This is a genomic window from Arsenicicoccus dermatophilus (genome assembly GCF_022568795.1).
GTDB lineage: Bacteria > Actinomycetota > Actinomycetes > Actinomycetales > Dermatophilaceae > Arsenicicoccus > Arsenicicoccus dermatophilus.
In genome coordinates this window covers 337,962-353,791 of sequence record NZ_JAKZHU010000001.1, presented here as the reverse complement: position 1 = coordinate 353,791, position 15,830 = coordinate 337,962, and the positions used below count along the sequence as shown (strand labels likewise).

20 protein-coding genes and 1 pseudogene are annotated in these 15,830 nt (G+C 72.8%); 14 read left to right on the top strand and 7 right to left on the bottom strand.

Annotated features, from left to right (window positions below):
* Window positions 1-16: 16 nt before the first annotated feature.
* The 8 genes from MM438_RS01665 to MM438_RS01630 all read left to right on the top strand — a co-directional run bounded on the left by MM438_RS01665 (window position 17) and on the right by MM438_RS01630 (window position 3,783).
* Window positions 17-478: a VG15 protein gene (locus tag MM438_RS01665; protein WP_241450057.1), complete on the top strand. Its 462-nt coding sequence runs from the start codon at window positions 17-19 to the stop codon at window positions 476-478.
* Between the two features lie 2 nt (window positions 479-480).
* A complete protein-coding gene (locus MM438_RS01660) occupies window positions 481-921 on the top strand; it encodes a hypothetical protein (protein WP_241450056.1) in 441 nt (146 codons plus the stop codon).
* A gap of 47 nt (window positions 922-968) precedes the next feature.
* Entirely contained in the window at window positions 969-1,139 is a 171-nt protein-coding gene (locus tag MM438_RS01655) for a hypothetical protein (protein WP_241450055.1), read from the top strand.
* Window positions 1,140-1,247: 108 nt separating this feature from the next.
* Window positions 1,248-1,526, top strand: a complete 279-nt coding sequence (locus MM438_RS01650) for a hypothetical protein (RefSeq protein WP_241450054.1) — start codon at window positions 1,248-1,250, stop codon at window positions 1,524-1,526.
* A gap of 313 nt (window positions 1,527-1,839) precedes the next feature.
* Window positions 1,840-2,628 (top strand): phage major capsid protein, encoded by a 789-nt coding sequence (locus MM438_RS01645; RefSeq protein ID WP_241450052.1) that lies wholly within the window; start codon window positions 1,840-1,842, stop codon window positions 2,626-2,628.
* 2 nt (window positions 2,629-2,630) lie between these two features.
* Window positions 2,631-2,954 carry a hypothetical protein gene (locus MM438_RS01640; protein WP_241450050.1) on the top strand — a complete coding sequence of 108 codons (324 nt, stop codon included), beginning with the start codon at window positions 2,631-2,633 and terminating at the stop codon, window positions 2,952-2,954.
* On the top strand, window positions 2,951-3,277 hold the full coding sequence (locus tag MM438_RS01635) for a hypothetical protein (RefSeq protein WP_241450048.1): 327 nt from the start codon (window positions 2,951-2,953) through the stop codon (window positions 3,275-3,277). The genes MM438_RS01640 and MM438_RS01635 overlap by 4 nt, the downstream gene beginning before the upstream one ends.
* Window positions 3,278-3,315: 38 nt before the next feature.
* The gene (locus MM438_RS01630) at window positions 3,316-3,783 is read left to right on the top strand and encodes a hypothetical protein (RefSeq protein WP_241450046.1); all 468 of its coding nucleotides are present in this window, start codon (window positions 3,316-3,318) and stop codon (window positions 3,781-3,783) included.
* A 217-nt stretch (window positions 3,784-4,000) separates the two neighbouring features.
* On the opposite strand, the gene MM438_RS01625 is transcribed toward MM438_RS01630, so the two are convergent.
* The 4 genes from MM438_RS01625 to MM438_RS01610 all read right to left on the bottom strand — a co-directional run bounded on the left by MM438_RS01625 (window position 4,001) and on the right by MM438_RS01610 (window position 8,144).
* Window positions 4,001-4,486 carry a hypothetical protein gene (locus MM438_RS01625; protein WP_241450044.1) on the bottom strand — a complete coding sequence of 162 codons (486 nt, stop codon included), beginning with the start codon at window positions 4,484-4,486 and terminating at the stop codon, window positions 4,001-4,003.
* 127 nt (window positions 4,487-4,613) lie between these two features.
* On the bottom strand, window positions 4,614-5,495 hold the full coding sequence (locus MM438_RS01620; protein ID WP_241450043.1) for a MaoC family dehydratase: 882 nt from the start codon (window positions 5,493-5,495) through the stop codon (window positions 4,614-4,616).
* Window positions 5,495-6,865 carry a 3-oxoacyl-ACP reductase gene (locus MM438_RS01615; protein WP_241450041.1) on the bottom strand — a complete coding sequence of 457 codons (1,371 nt, stop codon included), beginning with the start codon at window positions 6,863-6,865 and terminating at the stop codon, window positions 5,495-5,497. Before MM438_RS01615 ends, MM438_RS01620 begins: the two co-directional genes overlap by 1 nt.
* A gap of 1 nt (window position 6,866) precedes the next feature.
* Window positions 6,867-8,144, bottom strand: a complete 1,278-nt coding sequence (locus MM438_RS01610) for an acetyl-CoA C-acetyltransferase (RefSeq protein ID WP_241450032.1) — start codon at window positions 8,142-8,144, stop codon at window positions 6,867-6,869.
* Window positions 8,145-8,236: 92 nt separating this feature from the next.
* Here MM438_RS01610 and MM438_RS01605 point away from each other — a divergent pair, with 92 nt between their 5' ends.
* The 4 genes from MM438_RS01605 (at window position 8,237) to MM438_RS01590 (ending at window position 10,767) form a co-directional block, all read left to right on the top strand.
* Window positions 8,237-8,896, top strand: coding sequence for a TetR/AcrR family transcriptional regulator (locus tag MM438_RS01605; protein WP_241450027.1), 660 nt, complete (start codon window positions 8,237-8,239; stop codon window positions 8,894-8,896).
* A gap of 63 nt (window positions 8,897-8,959) precedes the next feature.
* A complete protein-coding gene (locus MM438_RS01600; RefSeq protein WP_241450025.1) occupies window positions 8,960-9,463 on the top strand; it encodes a methylated-DNA--[protein]-cysteine S-methyltransferase in 504 nt (167 codons plus the stop codon).
* 93 nt (window positions 9,464-9,556) lie between these two features.
* The gene (locus MM438_RS01595) at window positions 9,557-10,156 is read left to right on the top strand and encodes a methylated-DNA--[protein]-cysteine S-methyltransferase (protein ID WP_407568248.1); all 600 of its coding nucleotides are present in this window, start codon (window positions 9,557-9,559) and stop codon (window positions 10,154-10,156) included.
* The gene (locus tag MM438_RS01590; protein WP_241450024.1) at window positions 10,153-10,767 is read left to right on the top strand and encodes a DNA-3-methyladenine glycosylase I; all 615 of its coding nucleotides are present in this window, start codon (window positions 10,153-10,155) and stop codon (window positions 10,765-10,767) included. Before MM438_RS01595 ends, MM438_RS01590 begins: the two co-directional genes overlap by 4 nt.
* A gap of 86 nt (window positions 10,768-10,853) precedes the next feature.
* Here MM438_RS01590 and MM438_RS01585 read toward each other — a convergent pair whose 3' ends face one another.
* From MM438_RS01585 to MM438_RS01575, 3 genes and pseudogenes are all read right to left on the bottom strand, one after another.
* Window positions 10,854-11,417, bottom strand: coding sequence for a serine O-acetyltransferase (locus tag MM438_RS01585; RefSeq protein WP_241450022.1), 564 nt, complete (start codon window positions 11,415-11,417; stop codon window positions 10,854-10,856).
* A 112-nt stretch (window positions 11,418-11,529) separates the two neighbouring features.
* Window positions 11,530-12,234: pseudogene (locus MM438_RS01580) on the bottom strand (SIR2 family NAD-dependent protein deacylase).
* A 174-nt stretch (window positions 12,235-12,408) separates the two neighbouring features.
* A complete protein-coding gene (locus tag MM438_RS01575) occupies window positions 12,409-13,635 on the bottom strand; it encodes an MFS transporter (protein ID WP_241450020.1) in 1,227 nt (408 codons plus the stop codon).
* A gap of 120 nt (window positions 13,636-13,755) precedes the next feature.
* On the opposite strand from MM438_RS01575, the gene MM438_RS01570 reads away from it, so the two are divergent.
* Both MM438_RS01570 and MM438_RS01565 read left to right on the top strand, forming a co-directional pair.
* On the top strand, window positions 13,756-15,453 hold the full coding sequence (locus MM438_RS01570) for a sodium:solute symporter family protein (RefSeq protein ID WP_241450019.1): 1,698 nt from the start codon (window positions 13,756-13,758) through the stop codon (window positions 15,451-15,453).
* A gap of 10 nt (window positions 15,454-15,463) precedes the next feature.
* The gene (locus tag MM438_RS01565) at window positions 15,464-15,787 is read left to right on the top strand and encodes a hypothetical protein (RefSeq protein ID WP_241450018.1); all 324 of its coding nucleotides are present in this window, start codon (window positions 15,464-15,466) and stop codon (window positions 15,785-15,787) included.
* Window positions 15,788-15,830 lie beyond the last annotated feature (43 nt).

The following is a 15,830-nucleotide window of genomic DNA, read 5'->3' as shown; positions in this document are numbered from 1 at the left end:
CGCCATAGCCGCGACAGTGGCGCGCGCCAACGCCCACGCTGTCGCCCTCGCCGACCTGTCGCTGGCCGCCACCCTCACCAGCGACATGGCGCGGCCCGTGCCCGTCCTGGGCCTGACCGCCCCGGCCGGTGACCTCGACCGTCTCACCAAAGCCGCCACGACGATCCTGGGCGACCCCGAGCCCAACGCCACCGCCACGACCCCCGACGAGCAGCACGACGCCGTGGCGCGCCGCGTGGAACGCCTCGCCCGCAACGAGCCCCTGGACGCCGCCGGCGGGGCCTTCAACGAGGCCGTGAAGCGGTCCCCGCACGTGACCGGCTACCGCCGCCAGCTCGAGGACGGCGCCTGCGAGCTCTGCGTCTGGCTGGCCAAGCGGCACCTCGACCCGCTCGGCTACGTCTACCCCGCCAATCAACCGATGCACCGGCACGCCGGGTGCCGGTGCCACCCCATCCCCGCCACGAGAGGAGCCTGACCATGACCGACCAGACCATCACCATCGAGACCGATGACACGACCCCAGACGAGGTGGCCGCAGAGCGCGCCGCCGACGAGGTGACCGCCACCCACACCGACGACGACCAGGACGACCCCGAGACCTTCCCGCGCGCCTACGTCGAGAAGCTGCGCCAGGAGGCCGCAGACGCCCGCGTGCGCGCCAAGGATCGCGACGCCCTGGCCGAGCGACTGCACACCGCCCTCGTCGCCGCTACCGGTCGCCTCGCCGACCCCACCGACCTCGCATTCAGCGAGGACCACCTGACCGACCCCGACGCCCTCACCGCCGCCGTCGACGAGCTCCTGGCCCGCAAGCCCCACCTCGCCAGCCGCCGGCCGCACGGGGCGATCGGACAGGGCGCTACGGATGCCGGCCAGTCCGTTGACCTCGCGGGCATGCTCCGCCGAGCGGCCGGGTGAGTGCCATGAAGACCTTCACTCTCACCACCAACCGATCGTCGCAGACAGTGACTGCCGCGACGTGGCAGGAGCGCGGGACCTTTGTCGTGTTCCTCGACGACGACGGGAACGACGTGCTGGCCGTCCCGGCGACCAGCGTCCGCAGCATCGCGCCGGGCACCACGACCCCGCCAACAGAGGTCCCCGAGCGCATCCGCCCCGTGAGAAGGCTCATCTGAGGGGGCCACCCCGTCAGCACACCTTCCCGCACACCCTCTGGCACCCGCTCCGGCATTCCAGCACCGCGCCCAGCACCACAGCATCACTTCGAGCATAGGAAGGACCACATGACGACCACGACCAGCACACCTCCCAGCACCACATCGACCAAGGTCCGCGAGAACCGCGTCCGCCGCATCGCCGCCCGCCGGGGATACGTCCTGAGCAAGTCACGCCGCCGCGACCCCGAGGCGACTGACTACTCTCTGTGGACCGTGGCGGAGGACGACGGGACGACGGTCTACGCCACCACGAACAGGGGCATCGAGCGCATGCAGAACGTCCAGCTGCACCACGTCGAAGCCTTCCTCGCCAGCGCCGAGGTCAACTTCGACGACTGGCGCTGACCCCGGACACGACGATGCCCCGGCACCCCTCCCGGGGCCGGGGCATCGCGCTGCGGCGACCAACCGCACACCATGCATCTCTCAATGCCTGCCCAGCATACCCCCCAGGGGTATGCTGGGCAGTGAGTCCAGGCGGCTCAACCACGCTCGCGGCCCTGGCGGCCGGAACGCACCCCACCCGTTCCCCTCGTCAGGAGACCCCTCATGGCCCTTGCCACCCAGACCACCACCGCCGCCGCCGGCAGCGTCGCCACCCCCGAGCTCACCGCCGAGGACGAAGGCGATCCTCGTCGAGCCGCTGCGCGCCCAGTCCGTGTTCCTCGCCGCCGGCCCGCGCATCTTCGACACCGCTGGCCCCCTGCGCCTGCCGAAGAACGGTGGCCCCATCACCGACCCCGGCTGGACCGGGGAGAACGAGCAGATCCCGGAGCGCGACGTCGACTTCGACGAGGTGAAGCTGCTCCCCTCGACCCTGAAGAGCGTGAAGGTCATCACCCGCGTCTCGGCCGAGCTCGCCCGCCAGTCCGTGATCAACCTGGACCAGGCGATCCGCGACCGGCTCGTGCGCGACGTGGCCGACAAGCTCGACGCCCAGTTCCTGTCCGCGTCCGGTGACGGCGTGACGACCCCAAAGGGCCTGTTCGCCTACGCCGGTACCCAGGAGGTCAAGGTCGGTGGCGCGATGACCCTCGACCACCTGCTCGACGCCTGGGGCAAGGCTCTGTCCGCCAACGTCGCCATGACCGCGCTCAAGTGGGTGATGGCCCCTGGCGACTTCGTGGCCCTGCGCAAGATCAAGGACACTGCCGGCCGCTACCTGCTGCAGGCCGACCCCACCGCCGACGGCGTGTTCCGTGTCTGGGGCGCCCCCGTCATCGTCACCAAGCGCGTCCCGGACACCACCGGCAGCACCCCGACCGGCCGCGCTGCTCTCGTGGACTTCTCCCAGATCGCCGTCGCCCGCGACCTGGCCCCGAGCGTGAAGGTCCTCACCGAGCGGTACGCCGACTACGACCAGGTCGGCATCCGTGTCGTGGCCCGCTACGACGCCGCCCCGCTCAACCCTGAGGCGATCGTCACCCTGACCGGGATCACCCGCTGACGATGACCGCGCCGACCCCCGAGACGGTCGCCCGCTTCCTGGGCAAGGGCGACGACCCCGCTGTCGTCGCCCTTGCCGGGGAGCACCTGCCCGTCGTGACCGCGTTCGTGCAGGCCTACACGCGGGACCAGGGCTTCGACGACGCCGGACACCCGGCACCCCCGCTCGCGGCCGTCATCACCTCTGCCACGGCCCGCCTGGTCGCCAACCCCGAGCGCACCCAGGCCTACACGGCCGGCGACTACTCCGAGCGTCCAGCCGTCCTCGACGGCTGGACGCTGCCCGAGCTCGCCGTGCTCCACCGCTACCGGAAGCGGGCGCTATGAGGCTCGCAGACCGCATCGAGCTCATCACCGGCCGCAAGTACGTGGACGACCTCGGGAACGACGCGATCGACTGGGACGACCCGCAGGCCACGGTCATGCTGCCCGCCCAGGTCACCCACACCTCCACCGCCCTGGACGCCAACGGCAAGTTCGTCCTGTCCGAGGAGCTGCGGGTCATCGCGCCCCCGGTCACCTTCGACCCCCAGACCCAGCGAATCCGGTGGCGGGACCAGTGGTACACCGCTGCCGGCGAGGCCCTGATCCACATGCGCGGCGCCACGCCCCACCACGTCACCATCCCCATCAAACAGATCACCGGGTGACGGTCCGCAAAAAGTCCGCAAGAGGGTCAATCCGAGCCATGATCCGACAACGCCGTCAACGGAATCCATGCTGGTCAGGGCAATCCACCATCAACGCTCAACCCCTGCCAGCCCTGGGCGCGCAGTCCTACGGCTACGGGTGGGGACGCACGACGTCCACGCCGCTCGACCAGGTGCGACTGCTGGAGGCCCTGCGGCAGCACGTGAGCCCGCTCCTCACCGTCGACGAGGAGTGGCTGCTGTCGACCATGCGCGGCGTCGACGCCGGACAGACCTGGGGCGCGGCACCTCTCGGCCGCGGGCCGGGCCGGGTGATCGAGGTGAAGAATGGATGGAGCCCCTTCTCCGACAACGGACGCTGGCGGCTCAGCTCGGTGGGGCACGTGCGGGATGCGAGGCACGACTACACGGTCGCGATCCTGTCCAACGGGTGGCGCTCGACGGGCGCGGGCATCCCCCGGCTCAACGCCGTGGGACGGGCGGTCTATCGGATCACCGGCCACTGACCCGACGCCCCACCCGCGCGCCAACCCCCGCGTCCCCTCGGGCGCCAACCCCCGCGTCCCCTCGGGCCAGGCTGGCCCCGAAAGACACGGTATGGCCCCTCTTTGAACGTGCCACGGGGCCAGCCTGGCCCCGTGTGGCGGGAACGAGAGTCGCCCGTCTCGAGGTGGCTCCACGAGGAGCGCGCGACGACCACGTGGCGGGAGGGGCGTGGGTGGGTCAGCGGGTGAGGTCGGCGACCAGGGCGTCACGCTGCTCCGGCGGTATGGCGCCCGCCGGCACCGGGGTGCGGGTGTTGTCCTTGCGCTCCAGCACGAGCAGGTCGCCGACGACCCGGACCCGCCGGAAGCGGTCGAGGGGGTGCTCGGTCCCCGTCAGCGGGAAGCGCACCACCCGCGCGCCGGCGTCGTAGCGCACGGCCAGCCGGTCGAGGCGGGTCAGGCTGCGGACCAGGGTGCGGCGCCGGCCGAGGTCGGCGAGGAAGAGCACGGCGGCCAGGGCCAGCGGGGTCACGGCGGCGCCCCACCCGATGCCGCCGTGGGTGATCAGCACCACGACGGCAGCGACCACGGCCAGCACGACGAGACCGGCCTCCAGGATGCGCGCCTTGCGGCGGGTGGGCCCGTCGAGGGCTTCCGCCATACACCCGACGAGGTCCGCGGTCACGGTGACGACCGGGCCGCCGTCGTGGTCGAGCGTCTCCATGGTCGGTCAGCGTAGCCGGGCGCACGACGAGGTGCGCCGCCCCACCACCCGGCCAGGACCGGGTGCGTCAGCCACCGGGATCCGGCGGCTGACGCACCCGACACCCGCCGAAGGCGGGCGGGACTGCTCAGTGCTCGAGCAGTGCCACCAGGTGGGTCAGCTCGGGCTTGGACGCGTGACGCAGCGCGGCGACCTGCCGGCCGGGCTGCCGGTCGGTGACCAGCTCGACCGATCCGGGCAGGAGCACCGGCTTGCGGAACCACACGTGCGAGCGGCTGGCGCCCTCGCTCGCGGGCCCCAGCGCCGCCAGGGTGCGCGCGCCGGTCCACATGCCGTGCGCGATGGCACGCGGGAAGCCCATGGCCTTGGCCGTCCACGGGTGCAGGTGGATCGGGTTGACGTCCCCGCTGACCCCGGCGTACTGCCGACCGAGGTCACCGGCCAGCCGCCAGCGGGCGGACGCGACCCCGTCCGGCATGTCGGGAGCCTTCGCGCCGGGCCGGGCCTGCGGGTGGATGCGGCCGCGCCGCAGATAGCTGCTGGACTCCTGCCACACCGTCTCGCCGTCGGCCTCGACCAGGGTGACCAGGTCGACGAGCTCGCCGCGCGGGTGGGGGCGCTTGCCCTCGGCCCACACGGTCACGTCGAAGGTCTCGTCCGCGTCGAGACGGCGGTGGAGGGTCGTGGTGTTCTCCACGTGGACCAGCCCCGGCATCGGCAGGGGGAAGTCCGGGTCGGACATGAGCTTGGCCGCGAGCGGGAAGCCCAGCAGGTGGGGATACAGGTGCGGCAGGGTGTCGCCGACGGGGGCGCCCACGAGGCGCTGGTAGTCGGCGAGGTGGGCCCGGTCGACCGCGACCCCGCGGCGCACCAGACGCCGCGTGGTCAGGCCGCCGGAGCGGCCGCGGGCGGTCAGGGCGCCGCGCAGCAGAGAGCCGACCAGCGACGGCGCCTGCTCCAGCTCCTGAGCGGGCACCACGGCGCCCGCGTCGGTGGCGTGGTCGGTCATCAGGCCCCCAGGAAGTTCTGGCCGCAGACCCGCACGACCTGGCCGGTGATGCCCGCCGAGCCGGGCTGCGCGAGCCAGGCGATGGTCTCGGCGACGTCGACCGGCTGGCCGCCCTGCTGCAGCGACGAGAGGCGACGGCCCGCCTCGCGGGTGGCGAAGGGCATCGCGGCGGTCATCTCGGTCTCGATCAGGCCGGGGGCGACGCCGTTGACGGTAATCCCGCGGTCGCGCAGGCCGGGGGCCAGCGACGACACCAGGCCGATGATCGCGCTCTTGGTGGCGGAGTAGTTGGTCTGCCCGCGGTTGCCGCCGAAGCCGGACTGCGAGGACAGGCACACTATCCGGCCGCCGTCGGCCAGTCCGCCCTCCCCGAGCAGCGCCTCGTTGATCCGCAGGATCGACTCGAGGTTGACCGCCATGACCGAGTCCCAGCGGGCGTCGTCCATGTTGACGAAGAGCTTGTCCCGGGTGATGCCGGCGTTGTGGACCACGATGTCGAGGCTGCCGTGCCGACCGCGGGCGTGCTCCACGATCCGGCGACCGGCGTCGGGCGCGGTGACGTCGAGCTGCAGCGCGGTGCCGCGGACCTCGGAGGCGACGGCGGCGAGCTGCTCGCCCGCCGCGGGGACGTCGACGCAGACCACGGTGGCGCCGTCGCGGTGCAGGGTCCGCGCGATGGCTGCCCCGATGCCGCGGGCGGCGCCGGTGACCACGGCGACCTTGCCCTCCAGGGGCCGGTCCACCGAGGGGTTGACCGGGGCGGAGGTGGCGTCCACCCGCACGGTCTGACCGTCGACGAAGGCCGAGCGACCGGACAGGAAGAAGCGCACGGCCTCGCCCACGTTGCGGTGCGCGGCCTCCGCCTCGGTGCCCTGGGCGTCGGCCGCCGGCGGCGGGCCGTAGACCAGGTTGGCCGTGGCGCCGGCGCGCAGCTCCTTGGCGAGCGAGCGCACGAAGCCGTCGAGCGCCCGCTGGCTGGCCACGGCGACCGGGTCGGTCAGGACGGTGTGGTCGGTGCCGAGGACGACCACCCGGGCGTTCGGCGCCAGGCGCTTGACGGCCGGGGCACCGAGCTCGCGCAGGCGGGCCAGCTCCGCGGGCTCGCGCACCGGGGAGAGATCGAGGACGAGGCCGCCGAGGCGCTCGTCACCCGCCTCCTCGAGCGAGGCGACGGCCCGGACCCCGGCGGCGGCGACCATGACGCGCAGGCCCTCGCCGTACGGCCCGTCGCCGGCGACGAGGACGGGACCCTCGACCAGGCTGTCGCCCGGGGTATGCCGACGCAGCCGCGCGGGGGCGGGCAGGCCGAGCTTCCTGGCGACATTCCTGCCGAAGGGCGAGTTGACGAAGTCGGTGTACTGGTCAGCCATCTCAGGCCTCCACGATCGCGACGACGCCCTGGCCGCCCGCGGCGCAGATGGAGATCAGGCCACGACCGGAGCCGCGCTCGTGCAGCATCTTGGCGAGGCTGGCGACGATGCGCCCGCCGGTCGCGGCGAAGGGGTGACCCGCCGCCAGCGAGGAGCCGTTGACGTTGAGCCTGCTGCGGTCGATCGGTCCGAGCGGCGCGTCCAGGCCGAGCTGCTCGCGGCAGAACTCCTCGTCCTCCCAGGCCTTGAGCGTGGCGAGCACCGTGGCGGCGAAGGCCTCGTGGATCTCGTAGAAGTCGAAGTCCTGCAGGGTGAGCCCGTTGCGGGCCAGGAGCCGCGGGACGGCATAGACCGGAGCCATCAGCAGGCCCTCGTCGCCGTGCACGTAGTCGACGGCCGCGGTCTCGCCGTCGACGAACCACGCCAGCGGCTCGAGGTGGTGCTCGCGGGCCCAGTCCTCGGAGCCGAGGAGCACGACGGACGCGCCGTCGGTCAGCGGCGTCGAGTTGCCCGCGGTCATGGTGGCGTCCTCGCCCTTGCCGAAGACCGGCTTGAGCTTGGCGAGCTTGTCCACCGAGGAGTCGGGGCGCAGGTTGTCGTCCTTGGTGACCCCGAGGTAGGGCGTCAGCAGGTCGTCGAAGAAGCCGCGGTCGTAGGCGGCGGCGAGGTTCTGGTGGCTCTTGGCGGCCAGCTCGTCCTGCGCCTCCCGGGTGATGCCCCAGCGCTTGGCGGTGATCGCCATGTGGTCGCCCATGCCCAGGCCGGTGCGCGGCTCGCTGGTCGACGGCGGGACCGGCTGCAGGTGCTGCGGGCGCAGGGCGGTCAGTGCCTTGGCGCGGTCCATCGGGGTCTTGGCGCGGGTCGCCGCGAGGAGGGTCTTGCGCAGGCCCTCGGTCACCACGATCGGGGCGTCGGAGGTGGTGTCGACGCCACCGGCGATGCCCGACTCGATTTGGCCGAGGGCGATCTTGTTGGCGACCAGGATGCAGGCCTCCAGGCCGGTGCCGCAGGCCTGCTGCAGGTCGTAGGCCGGGGTCTGCGGGGACAGGTGGGAGCCGAGGACCGACTCGCGCACCAGGTTGTAGTCGCGGGAGTGCTTGATGACGGCGCCGGCGGCGACCTCACCGATGCGCTCGCCGGCCAGGCCGCAGCGGGCCACGAGCCCACCGAGGGCCGCGGTCAGCATGTCCTGGTTGGACGCCTTGGCGTACTTGCCGTTGGACCGGACGAAGGGGATGCGGTTGCCGCCGAGGATGGCGACGCGACGCGTGGTCGTCATGGATGCTCCTCGTTGATGGATCGTGACGCTGCGACCAATCTAACCGACACCATCGGTATCCGATACTGGTTGGACCTGATATTTTCAGCGGTATGACGAGTGCCACCCCGCCCCCTGCCGAGCCGGGGGGCGCGCCACGGGCAGCGACGCCGGTCGACGGCCGCTCCGCCCGCTGGGAGACGCACCGCCGCGAGCGCCGGATCGCCTTGGTGGACGAGACGATCCGGGCGATCCGGGCGCACGGCGCGGGCGTGGGCCTGGACGACGTCGCCGCCCAGGCCGGCACCTCCAAGACGGTGCTCTACCGACACTTCGAGGACCGCGCAGGGCTCTACCGCGCCGTCGCCGAGCGGGTGGCCTCGCGGATCGTGGACCGCGTCGAGGAGTCGCTGAGCGGGGACGAGGCGCCGCAGGAGGTGCTGCGCTCGGTGGTCGACGCCTACCTGTCGCTGGTGGAGCGCGACCCTGAGCTCTACCGCTTCGTGGTGCGGCACCCGCTGGTCGAGGGCTCCTTGGACGAGGACCCGGTCCGCGGGATCTCCACCCAGGTTGCCGATCTGGTGACGGGTGCGCTCGCGGGCTCGGCCCCGGACCCGGAGGTGGCGCGGACCTGGGCGATCGCGTTGGTGGGGGCCGTGCAGGCGAGCGCGGACGCCTGGCTGGCCACCGATCCCGGCCTGTGTCCGTCCCGGGCCGAGCTGACCGCCCGCCTGGTGTCCTTCGCCTGGAACGGGGCGTCCCACCGGCGGTAGATCTCGCGCCTGGGCGGGCCGGCGCGTCTACGGTGTGTGGACAGCCTTAGCCCGAGGAGCCCGATGCGCCGGCACACCGTGGTCGACTCCCCCGTCGGCCCCCTGACCGTGATCGCCGACGGCGATGCCCTGATCGGGATCTACGTCGAGGACCACGGCCGGACGCCGGTCGTCGCGGAGCACGGGCCGCGGCGCGACGAGGACCCGCTCCTGGCCCGCGCCGGCGCCCAGCTCGGGGAGTACTTCGCCGGGCAGCGACAGGACTTCGACCTGCCCCTCGCCCCTCCCGGCGACGCCTTCCGGCAGCGCGTATGGCGCGCGCTCCGCGGGATCCCCTACGGGCAGACCCGCTCCTACAGCGCACTCGCGGTGGAGCTCGGGCAGCCCGGAGCCGCCCAGGCCGTGGGCAGGGCCAACGGCGCCAATCCCCTGTCGATCGTCGTCCCGTGCCACCGCGTCGTCGGTGCCGACGGCTCCCTCACGGGCTACGCCGGCGGCCTGGCGCGCAAGCGGTGGCTGCTCGCCCACGAGGAGCCGGCCGCGGGCGACGCCGGCCGACTCTTCTGACCGGGGCGAGATGACCACCCCACCAGGACCTTTCGACCGCGTCGGGATCGCCGCCCTGAGCCGCACCCGTCCCGCCCTGCCCGAGGAGGACTCGTGACCCGCACGCTCGCCGCTGCGCCCCCCGTGGACCGGGCCGACCCGGACCGCCTGCGCGAGCGCCTCACGACCGAGGCACGCACCACCCGGTCGCTCGACCTGCTCGTCCGCACTGTCGACTCCCCCGTGGGTGCCCTGCTCGTCGCCGCGACGGGGGCCGGGGTCGCCCGGGTCGCCTTCGCCGTCGAGGACCACGACGCGGTGCTCGACGACCTCGCCCGCCGCGTGGGCCCTCGCGTGCTGCAGGCGGGTTCGTCGCTCGACGGGGTGGCGCGCGAGCTCGACGACTACTTCGCCGGGCGGCGCACCGGCTTCGAGCAGCCCGTGGACCTGGTGCTGGCCAGGGGCTTTCGGCATACGGTGCTGGAGCACCTGCGCGAGATCCCCTACGGCGCGGTCGAGTCCTATGCCCAGGTGGCCGCCGCCAGCGGCAGCCCGCGCGCGGTCCGCGCCGTCGGGACCGCGTGCGCCACCAACCCGGTGCCGATCCTCGTGCCCTGCCACCGCGTCGTCCGCAGCGACGGGTCGACGGGCGCCTACCGTGGTGGCGCGCAGGCCAAGCGGTGGCTCCTCGACCTGGAGGGCGAGACGCGATGAACGACGAGACAACCGACCTGACAACGGGTCTCGTCATCGGTGACGACGGGCTCGCCCGCCCGCCGTGGGCCGCGCGGGACCCGCTGCTGCGCGACTACTACGACACCGAGTGGGGGATGCCGGTCCGCGACGAGCAGGGTCTGTTCGAGCGGCTCTCGCTGGAGGCCTTCCAGTCCGGGCTGTCCTGGGCCACCATCCTGCGCAAGCGTCCGGCCTTCCGGGCAGCGTTCGCCGGATTCGACCCCGATCTGGTTGCGGCGTATGACGAGTCGGACGTCGAGCGGCTGCTCGCCGACCCCGGGATCGTCCGCAACCGCCGCAAGATCGAGGCCACCGTCACCAACGCCCGGGCCACGGTGGCGCTGCGCGCGGAGGGTGGCCTCGCCGAGCTGATCTGGTCGCACCGCCCGGCCGTGACGCCGGCCCCGCGCTCCCACGCCGAGGTCCCCACCACCTCACCGGAGTCCGTCGCCCTCTCGAAGGCACTGAAGCGCCAGGGTTTCACCTTCGTCGGGCCCACGACCGCGTTCGCCCTGATGGAGGCCGTCGGCGTCGTCGACACCCACCTCGTGGGCAGCCACCGCCGCGGCTCCTCCGGCGTCTGGTCCTAGCGCGTCCCCTCGCCTCTCCTCGCGCCCCTCGCGGCGCCTCACCTCACCCTCGTGGCGCCGGGTGCCCCCTCGGCCGCCCCGCCAGGTCAGGTGCGCGGGCCCTCGATCACGGTGCGCGGCGCATAGGCCCGTCCGCCGACCGGCACGTCCCGGGTCACCACCGCGTTGGCCCCGACCTGGGCGCCCGCCCCCACGACGATCGGCCCGACGATCACGGCCCCCGCCCCGAGCGAGGCGCCCGCCCCGATCCGCGGGGCCACCTGGGCGTCCTGCCGCTCGTCGCCACGCAGCCCGATGGTGACGCCCTGCCGCAGCACCACCCCGTCCTCGACGACGGTCGCGTGGTGCAGGACGATGCCACCCTGGTGGGCGAAGGTCACCCGCCGCCCCAGCTCGACCGAGCCGGGGATCTCGATGCCGTAGACCGCACGAGCCACCCACTGCCCCACCGCGGCGGCCCCGCCGACCGGACGGCGGACCCACCCCGGCGCCGCCGCCTCGTCCCGGGCCCACCTGCTGAGCCGGTGCGCCGCCACGGCCTGGAAGCCCGGCGCCGTGAGTCCTTCGTTGCACTGCCGGTCCTCGCGCAGCTGGTCCACGATCGGGAGGCGACGAGCCAGCGCCTCCACCCACCCTCGGCGCGCAGCCACGCGCTCCTCGGCAGGAGGGAGGTCGTCAGGGACAGGGTGGTCGTGGTGCGGGGGCATGCCTCACGCTAACCAGCAGGTCGCGTCACGGCCAGGCCCAGCCGGTATGACGCGATCACCGCCCCGCAGCGCCGGGCTCCGTGCCCAGCACCGCGTCGACCAGCGCGGGGAGCGCCTCGGCCGCCGTGGCGCGCCATACCTGATCCACCTGCCCGCTCAGCTCCGTGGCCGCAGGGTTGATCTCGACCGTCGGCACACCGGCGTCCCGCGCCAGCAGCGGCAGACCTGCCGCCGGCCAGACCAGGCCGCTCGTACCCACCACCAGCACGAGATCGGCTGCGCGACAGGCTTCCTCGGCCTGACGCAGCGGCCCCTCGGGCAGCATCTCGCCGAACCACACCACTCCCGGCCGCATCTGCCCGCCGCACGAGAGGCATGGCGGGGGCGTCAGCCGGACCACGGGCGCCGCGGGCAGCTCACCGAGGTCCCCCGACTGCGAGCACGACTCGCACCGAGGTGCGAAGAGGCTGCCGTGGACGTGCGCGAGCACCCCGCTGCCCGCCCGCTCGTGCAGGTCGTCGACGTTCTGGGTGACGATCGCGACCGCGGTGTCCGACCCCTCGGCCTAGCGGGCGAGGGCCCGGTGCCCGGCGTTGGGCTCGACGGCCCGCACCAGCACGGATCGCCAGGCATACCAAGCCCACACGAGCTCCGCGTCGCGCGCCCAGGCGCCCGGTGTCGCCAGCTCGGCGGGGTCGAAGCGCTCCCACAGCCCGGACTGCGCGTCGCGGAAGGTCGGCACCCCCGACTCGGCGCTCATCCCCGCGCCGGTCAGCACCGTCACGCGGCGGGCAGCGCGGGCGAGGTCCAGGACGGCCGCGGGGACAGGGCTCTGGGTCACCCTGCCATCGTCCCATCGCGAGCGGATCTCGGGCCTGCGTGCGACCTCGCCCGACAACGGTTGACTGGTGGCCTTCGTGCGTCGCTGCCGTCGTCAGGCACGCCGGACCGGCGCGGTCTCGGGGGCACGCAGCCACGGCAGGATCGCCAGCAGCGTGATCAGCCCGGACAGCCCGAAGGCCCACGGGTAGCCCGCGTGGTCGACGATCGCCCCCGCGAGCACCGGCCCCACGATGGTCCCGGCGTCCTGCACCATCTGGAAGGCCGCCACGGCCTGGCCCGCGGACCGCTCGGTGCCCACGACGTCGGCGACGGCCGCCTGCTGGGCGGGGTTGAACATCCCGGCGCCCATGCCCGCGACCACCGACACGGCGAAGAGCAGCCACAGCGAGGGCGTCAGCCCCAGGGCCAGCGTGAACACCCCGTTGACCGCCAGCCCCGCGATCACGAGCGGGCGGCGTCCGCGACGGTCCGTCAGCCGCCCCGCCACGGTGAGGGCCAGGGCGTTCCCGACGGCGAAGGCCGCGAGCGCCATGCCGGCGATGCCCGGCGAGACGCCCAGGACGGTGACGGCGAGCAGCGGCAGGAGCGCCACCCGGACCCCGAAGTTCGCCCACCCGTTCGCGAAGCCGGCGGCCAGGATCGCGCGATAGGTCGGGTGCGCCGCCGCCTCGCGGAAGGTCATCAGGGGCAGGGGCGTCGACCCGGGCGCGGGCCGCAGCGCCGCGTCCTTGAGGAAGACCGCGACGACGAGGGACGCGATCAGCAGGGCGACGGCATAGATCATGAAGGGCATCCGGTGGCCGAGTCCGGCGAGCAGTCCCCCGACGACGGGTCCGAGGATGTTGCCGACGAGGAAGGCCGAGGCGTAGGCCGACGAGGCCCGGCCGCGCATCCAGGGGGGTGCCAGCCGCACGACCAGACCCGCCGCCGACACCGTGAACATCGTCGAGCCGATGCCCCCCAGAGCCCGGAAGACGAGCAGCTGCCAGTAGGACTGGGCGAACGCGCAGGCCCCGGTGGACAGGGCGACGACCAGCAGCCCGGCGAGGTAGACGGGCCGCTCGCCCCAGCTGCCGATGAGCCGCCCGCCCACGGGAGCCCACAGCAGCCGCATGAGCGCGAACGAGCTGACCACGACCGACGCGGCGGTGACGCTGACGTCGAAGGAACGGGCGTAGGCCGGCAGGACCGGCGCGATCAGACCGAAGCCGAGCGCGATGAACAGGGCGGCGGCGACCAGGACCCAGATCTCGCGGGGGATGTGGTCTGCGTCGGGGGCGGTGGGCAGGGTGGGCGCGGCGGCGGGGGTCGATGGCATGACCAGGCAAGTATGACGGTTCGGCTACGACGGCCGCCCTCGCCGGGGGTCCTCGTCCGGGCCTGTGGTCAGACCGTCTAAGGTCCACAGGTCCAACTCTCCGACGACGTAGGGACAGCCATGGTTGTACTCGTTCCCGCGGCGCTGGTGGGCAAGGAGACCCTGATCACGGCTACCTGGGTCGACTACCTGCTCATCGCGCTCTACTTCACCTTCGTCCTGGGCATCGGCTTCGCTGCGCGTCGCCAGGTGTCGAGCTCGATCGACTTCCTGCTCTCCGGCCGGTCCCTGCCCGCGTGGGTGACCGGCCTGGCGTTCATCTCGGCCAACCTCGGTGCCGTCGAGATCATGGGCATGAGCGCCACCGGCGCCCAGATGGGCATGCCGACGTTCCACTACTTCTGGATCGGCGCCGTTCCCGCGATGCTCTTCCTGGGCGTGGTGATGATGCCCTTCTACTACGGCTCCAAGGTCCGTTCGGTGCCGGAGTTCATGCTCCGCCGGTTCGGACCGGGCGCCCACCTGGTCAACGCGATCTCCTTCGCCGCCGCCCAGCTGCTCATCGCCGGCGTCAACCTGCTGCTCCTCGCCAAGATCGTCGAGGCCCTCCTCGGCTGGCCGCAGTGGGTCTCCCTCGTGGTGGCCGCCGCGATCGTGCTGTCCTACATCACCTTCGGCGGACTGTCCGCGGCGATCTACAACGAGGTCCTGCAGTTCTTCGTCATCGTCGCGGCCCTGCTGCCCCTGACCCTCATCGGCCTGCACCGGGTCGGCGGCTGGTCCGGCCTGGTGGACAAGGTGACGCACAGCCCCGGCGGCGCCGAGCAGCTGTCGAGCTGGCCCGGCCAGGCGCTGTCCGGCTTCGACAACCCCGTGCTGTCGGCCCTCGGCATCGTCTTCGGGCTCGGCTTCGTACTGTCCTTCGGCTACTGGACGACGAACTTCGTGGAGGTCCAGCGCGCCATGGCCTCCAACTCGATCACCGCCGCCCGCAAGACGCCCATCATCGGGGCCTTCCCCAAGATGTTCATCCCCTTCATCGTGATCATCCCCGGCATGATCGCCGCGGTGCTGGTCAAGGAGATCGCGGCCGTCAAGGCCGGGGGCACCGGGGAGTTCACCTACAACGACTCGATGCTGCTGCTGATGCGCGACGTCCTGCCCAACGGTCTGCTCGGCCTGGCGATCACCGGCCTGCTGGCGGCCTTCATGGCCGGTATGGCGGCCAACATCTCCGCCTTCAACACCGTCTTCTCCTACGACCTGTGGCAGACCTACGTCGTCAAGGACCGTGACGACGCGTACTACCTGCGCATGGGCCGCATCGCCACGGTGATCGCCACGGTCGTCGCGATCTTCACCGCGCTGATCGCCGGTGGCTTCGGCAACGTCATGGACTACCTGCAGACGCTGTTCGGGTTCTTCAACGCCCCGCTGTTCGCGACCTTCATCCTCGGCATGTTCTGGCGCCGGATGACCCCGACGGCCGGCTGGGTGGGCCTGGTGGCGGGCACGCTGTCCGCGATCGGGCTGTGGTCCGCCTCGACCTTCGGCGGGGCCTTCACGCTCAAGGGCCAGGGGCTCGCCTTCCTGTGCGCGTCCACGGCCTTCGTCGTCGACATCGCCCTGAGCGTCCTGGTCTCGCTGGCGACCAGGCCCAAGCCGCGCGAGCAGCTGGTCGGGCTGGTCTACTCCGAGACGCCCAAGGAGCACCTCACCGACGCGGAGGCGGTCCACCTGCCGCTGCTCGCCAAGCCGGTCCCGCTGGCGGCGATCGCGCTGGTGCTCGTCATCGCCCTCAACACGATCTTCGCCTGAGGAGGCAGACATGAGCACCAGCACCTCCGCCCGCGACGGGCACGACGGGCACCGCCCGGGACGCTCCGGCCGCGGCCCCCGCAAGGCCGGCGCCTTCGACATCCGCAGCTTCATCGGCACGCTGCTCGGGCTCTACGGCGTGATCCTCACGCTCATGGGCCTGCTCGGCGACAAGGAGCTCGCCAAGACCGGCGGCATCAACGCCAACCTCTGGGTGGGCCTGGCGCTGCTCGTCGTCTCGGCGGTCTTCCTCGGCTGGGCCAAGGCCCGCCCGATGATCGTCCCCGACCACGTCGAGCAGACCGGGGAGGACGCGGGCCACGGCGGCCACTGACCTTCCCCTCACGCCACGGAGCCTCGCACCCCACGACGGGGTG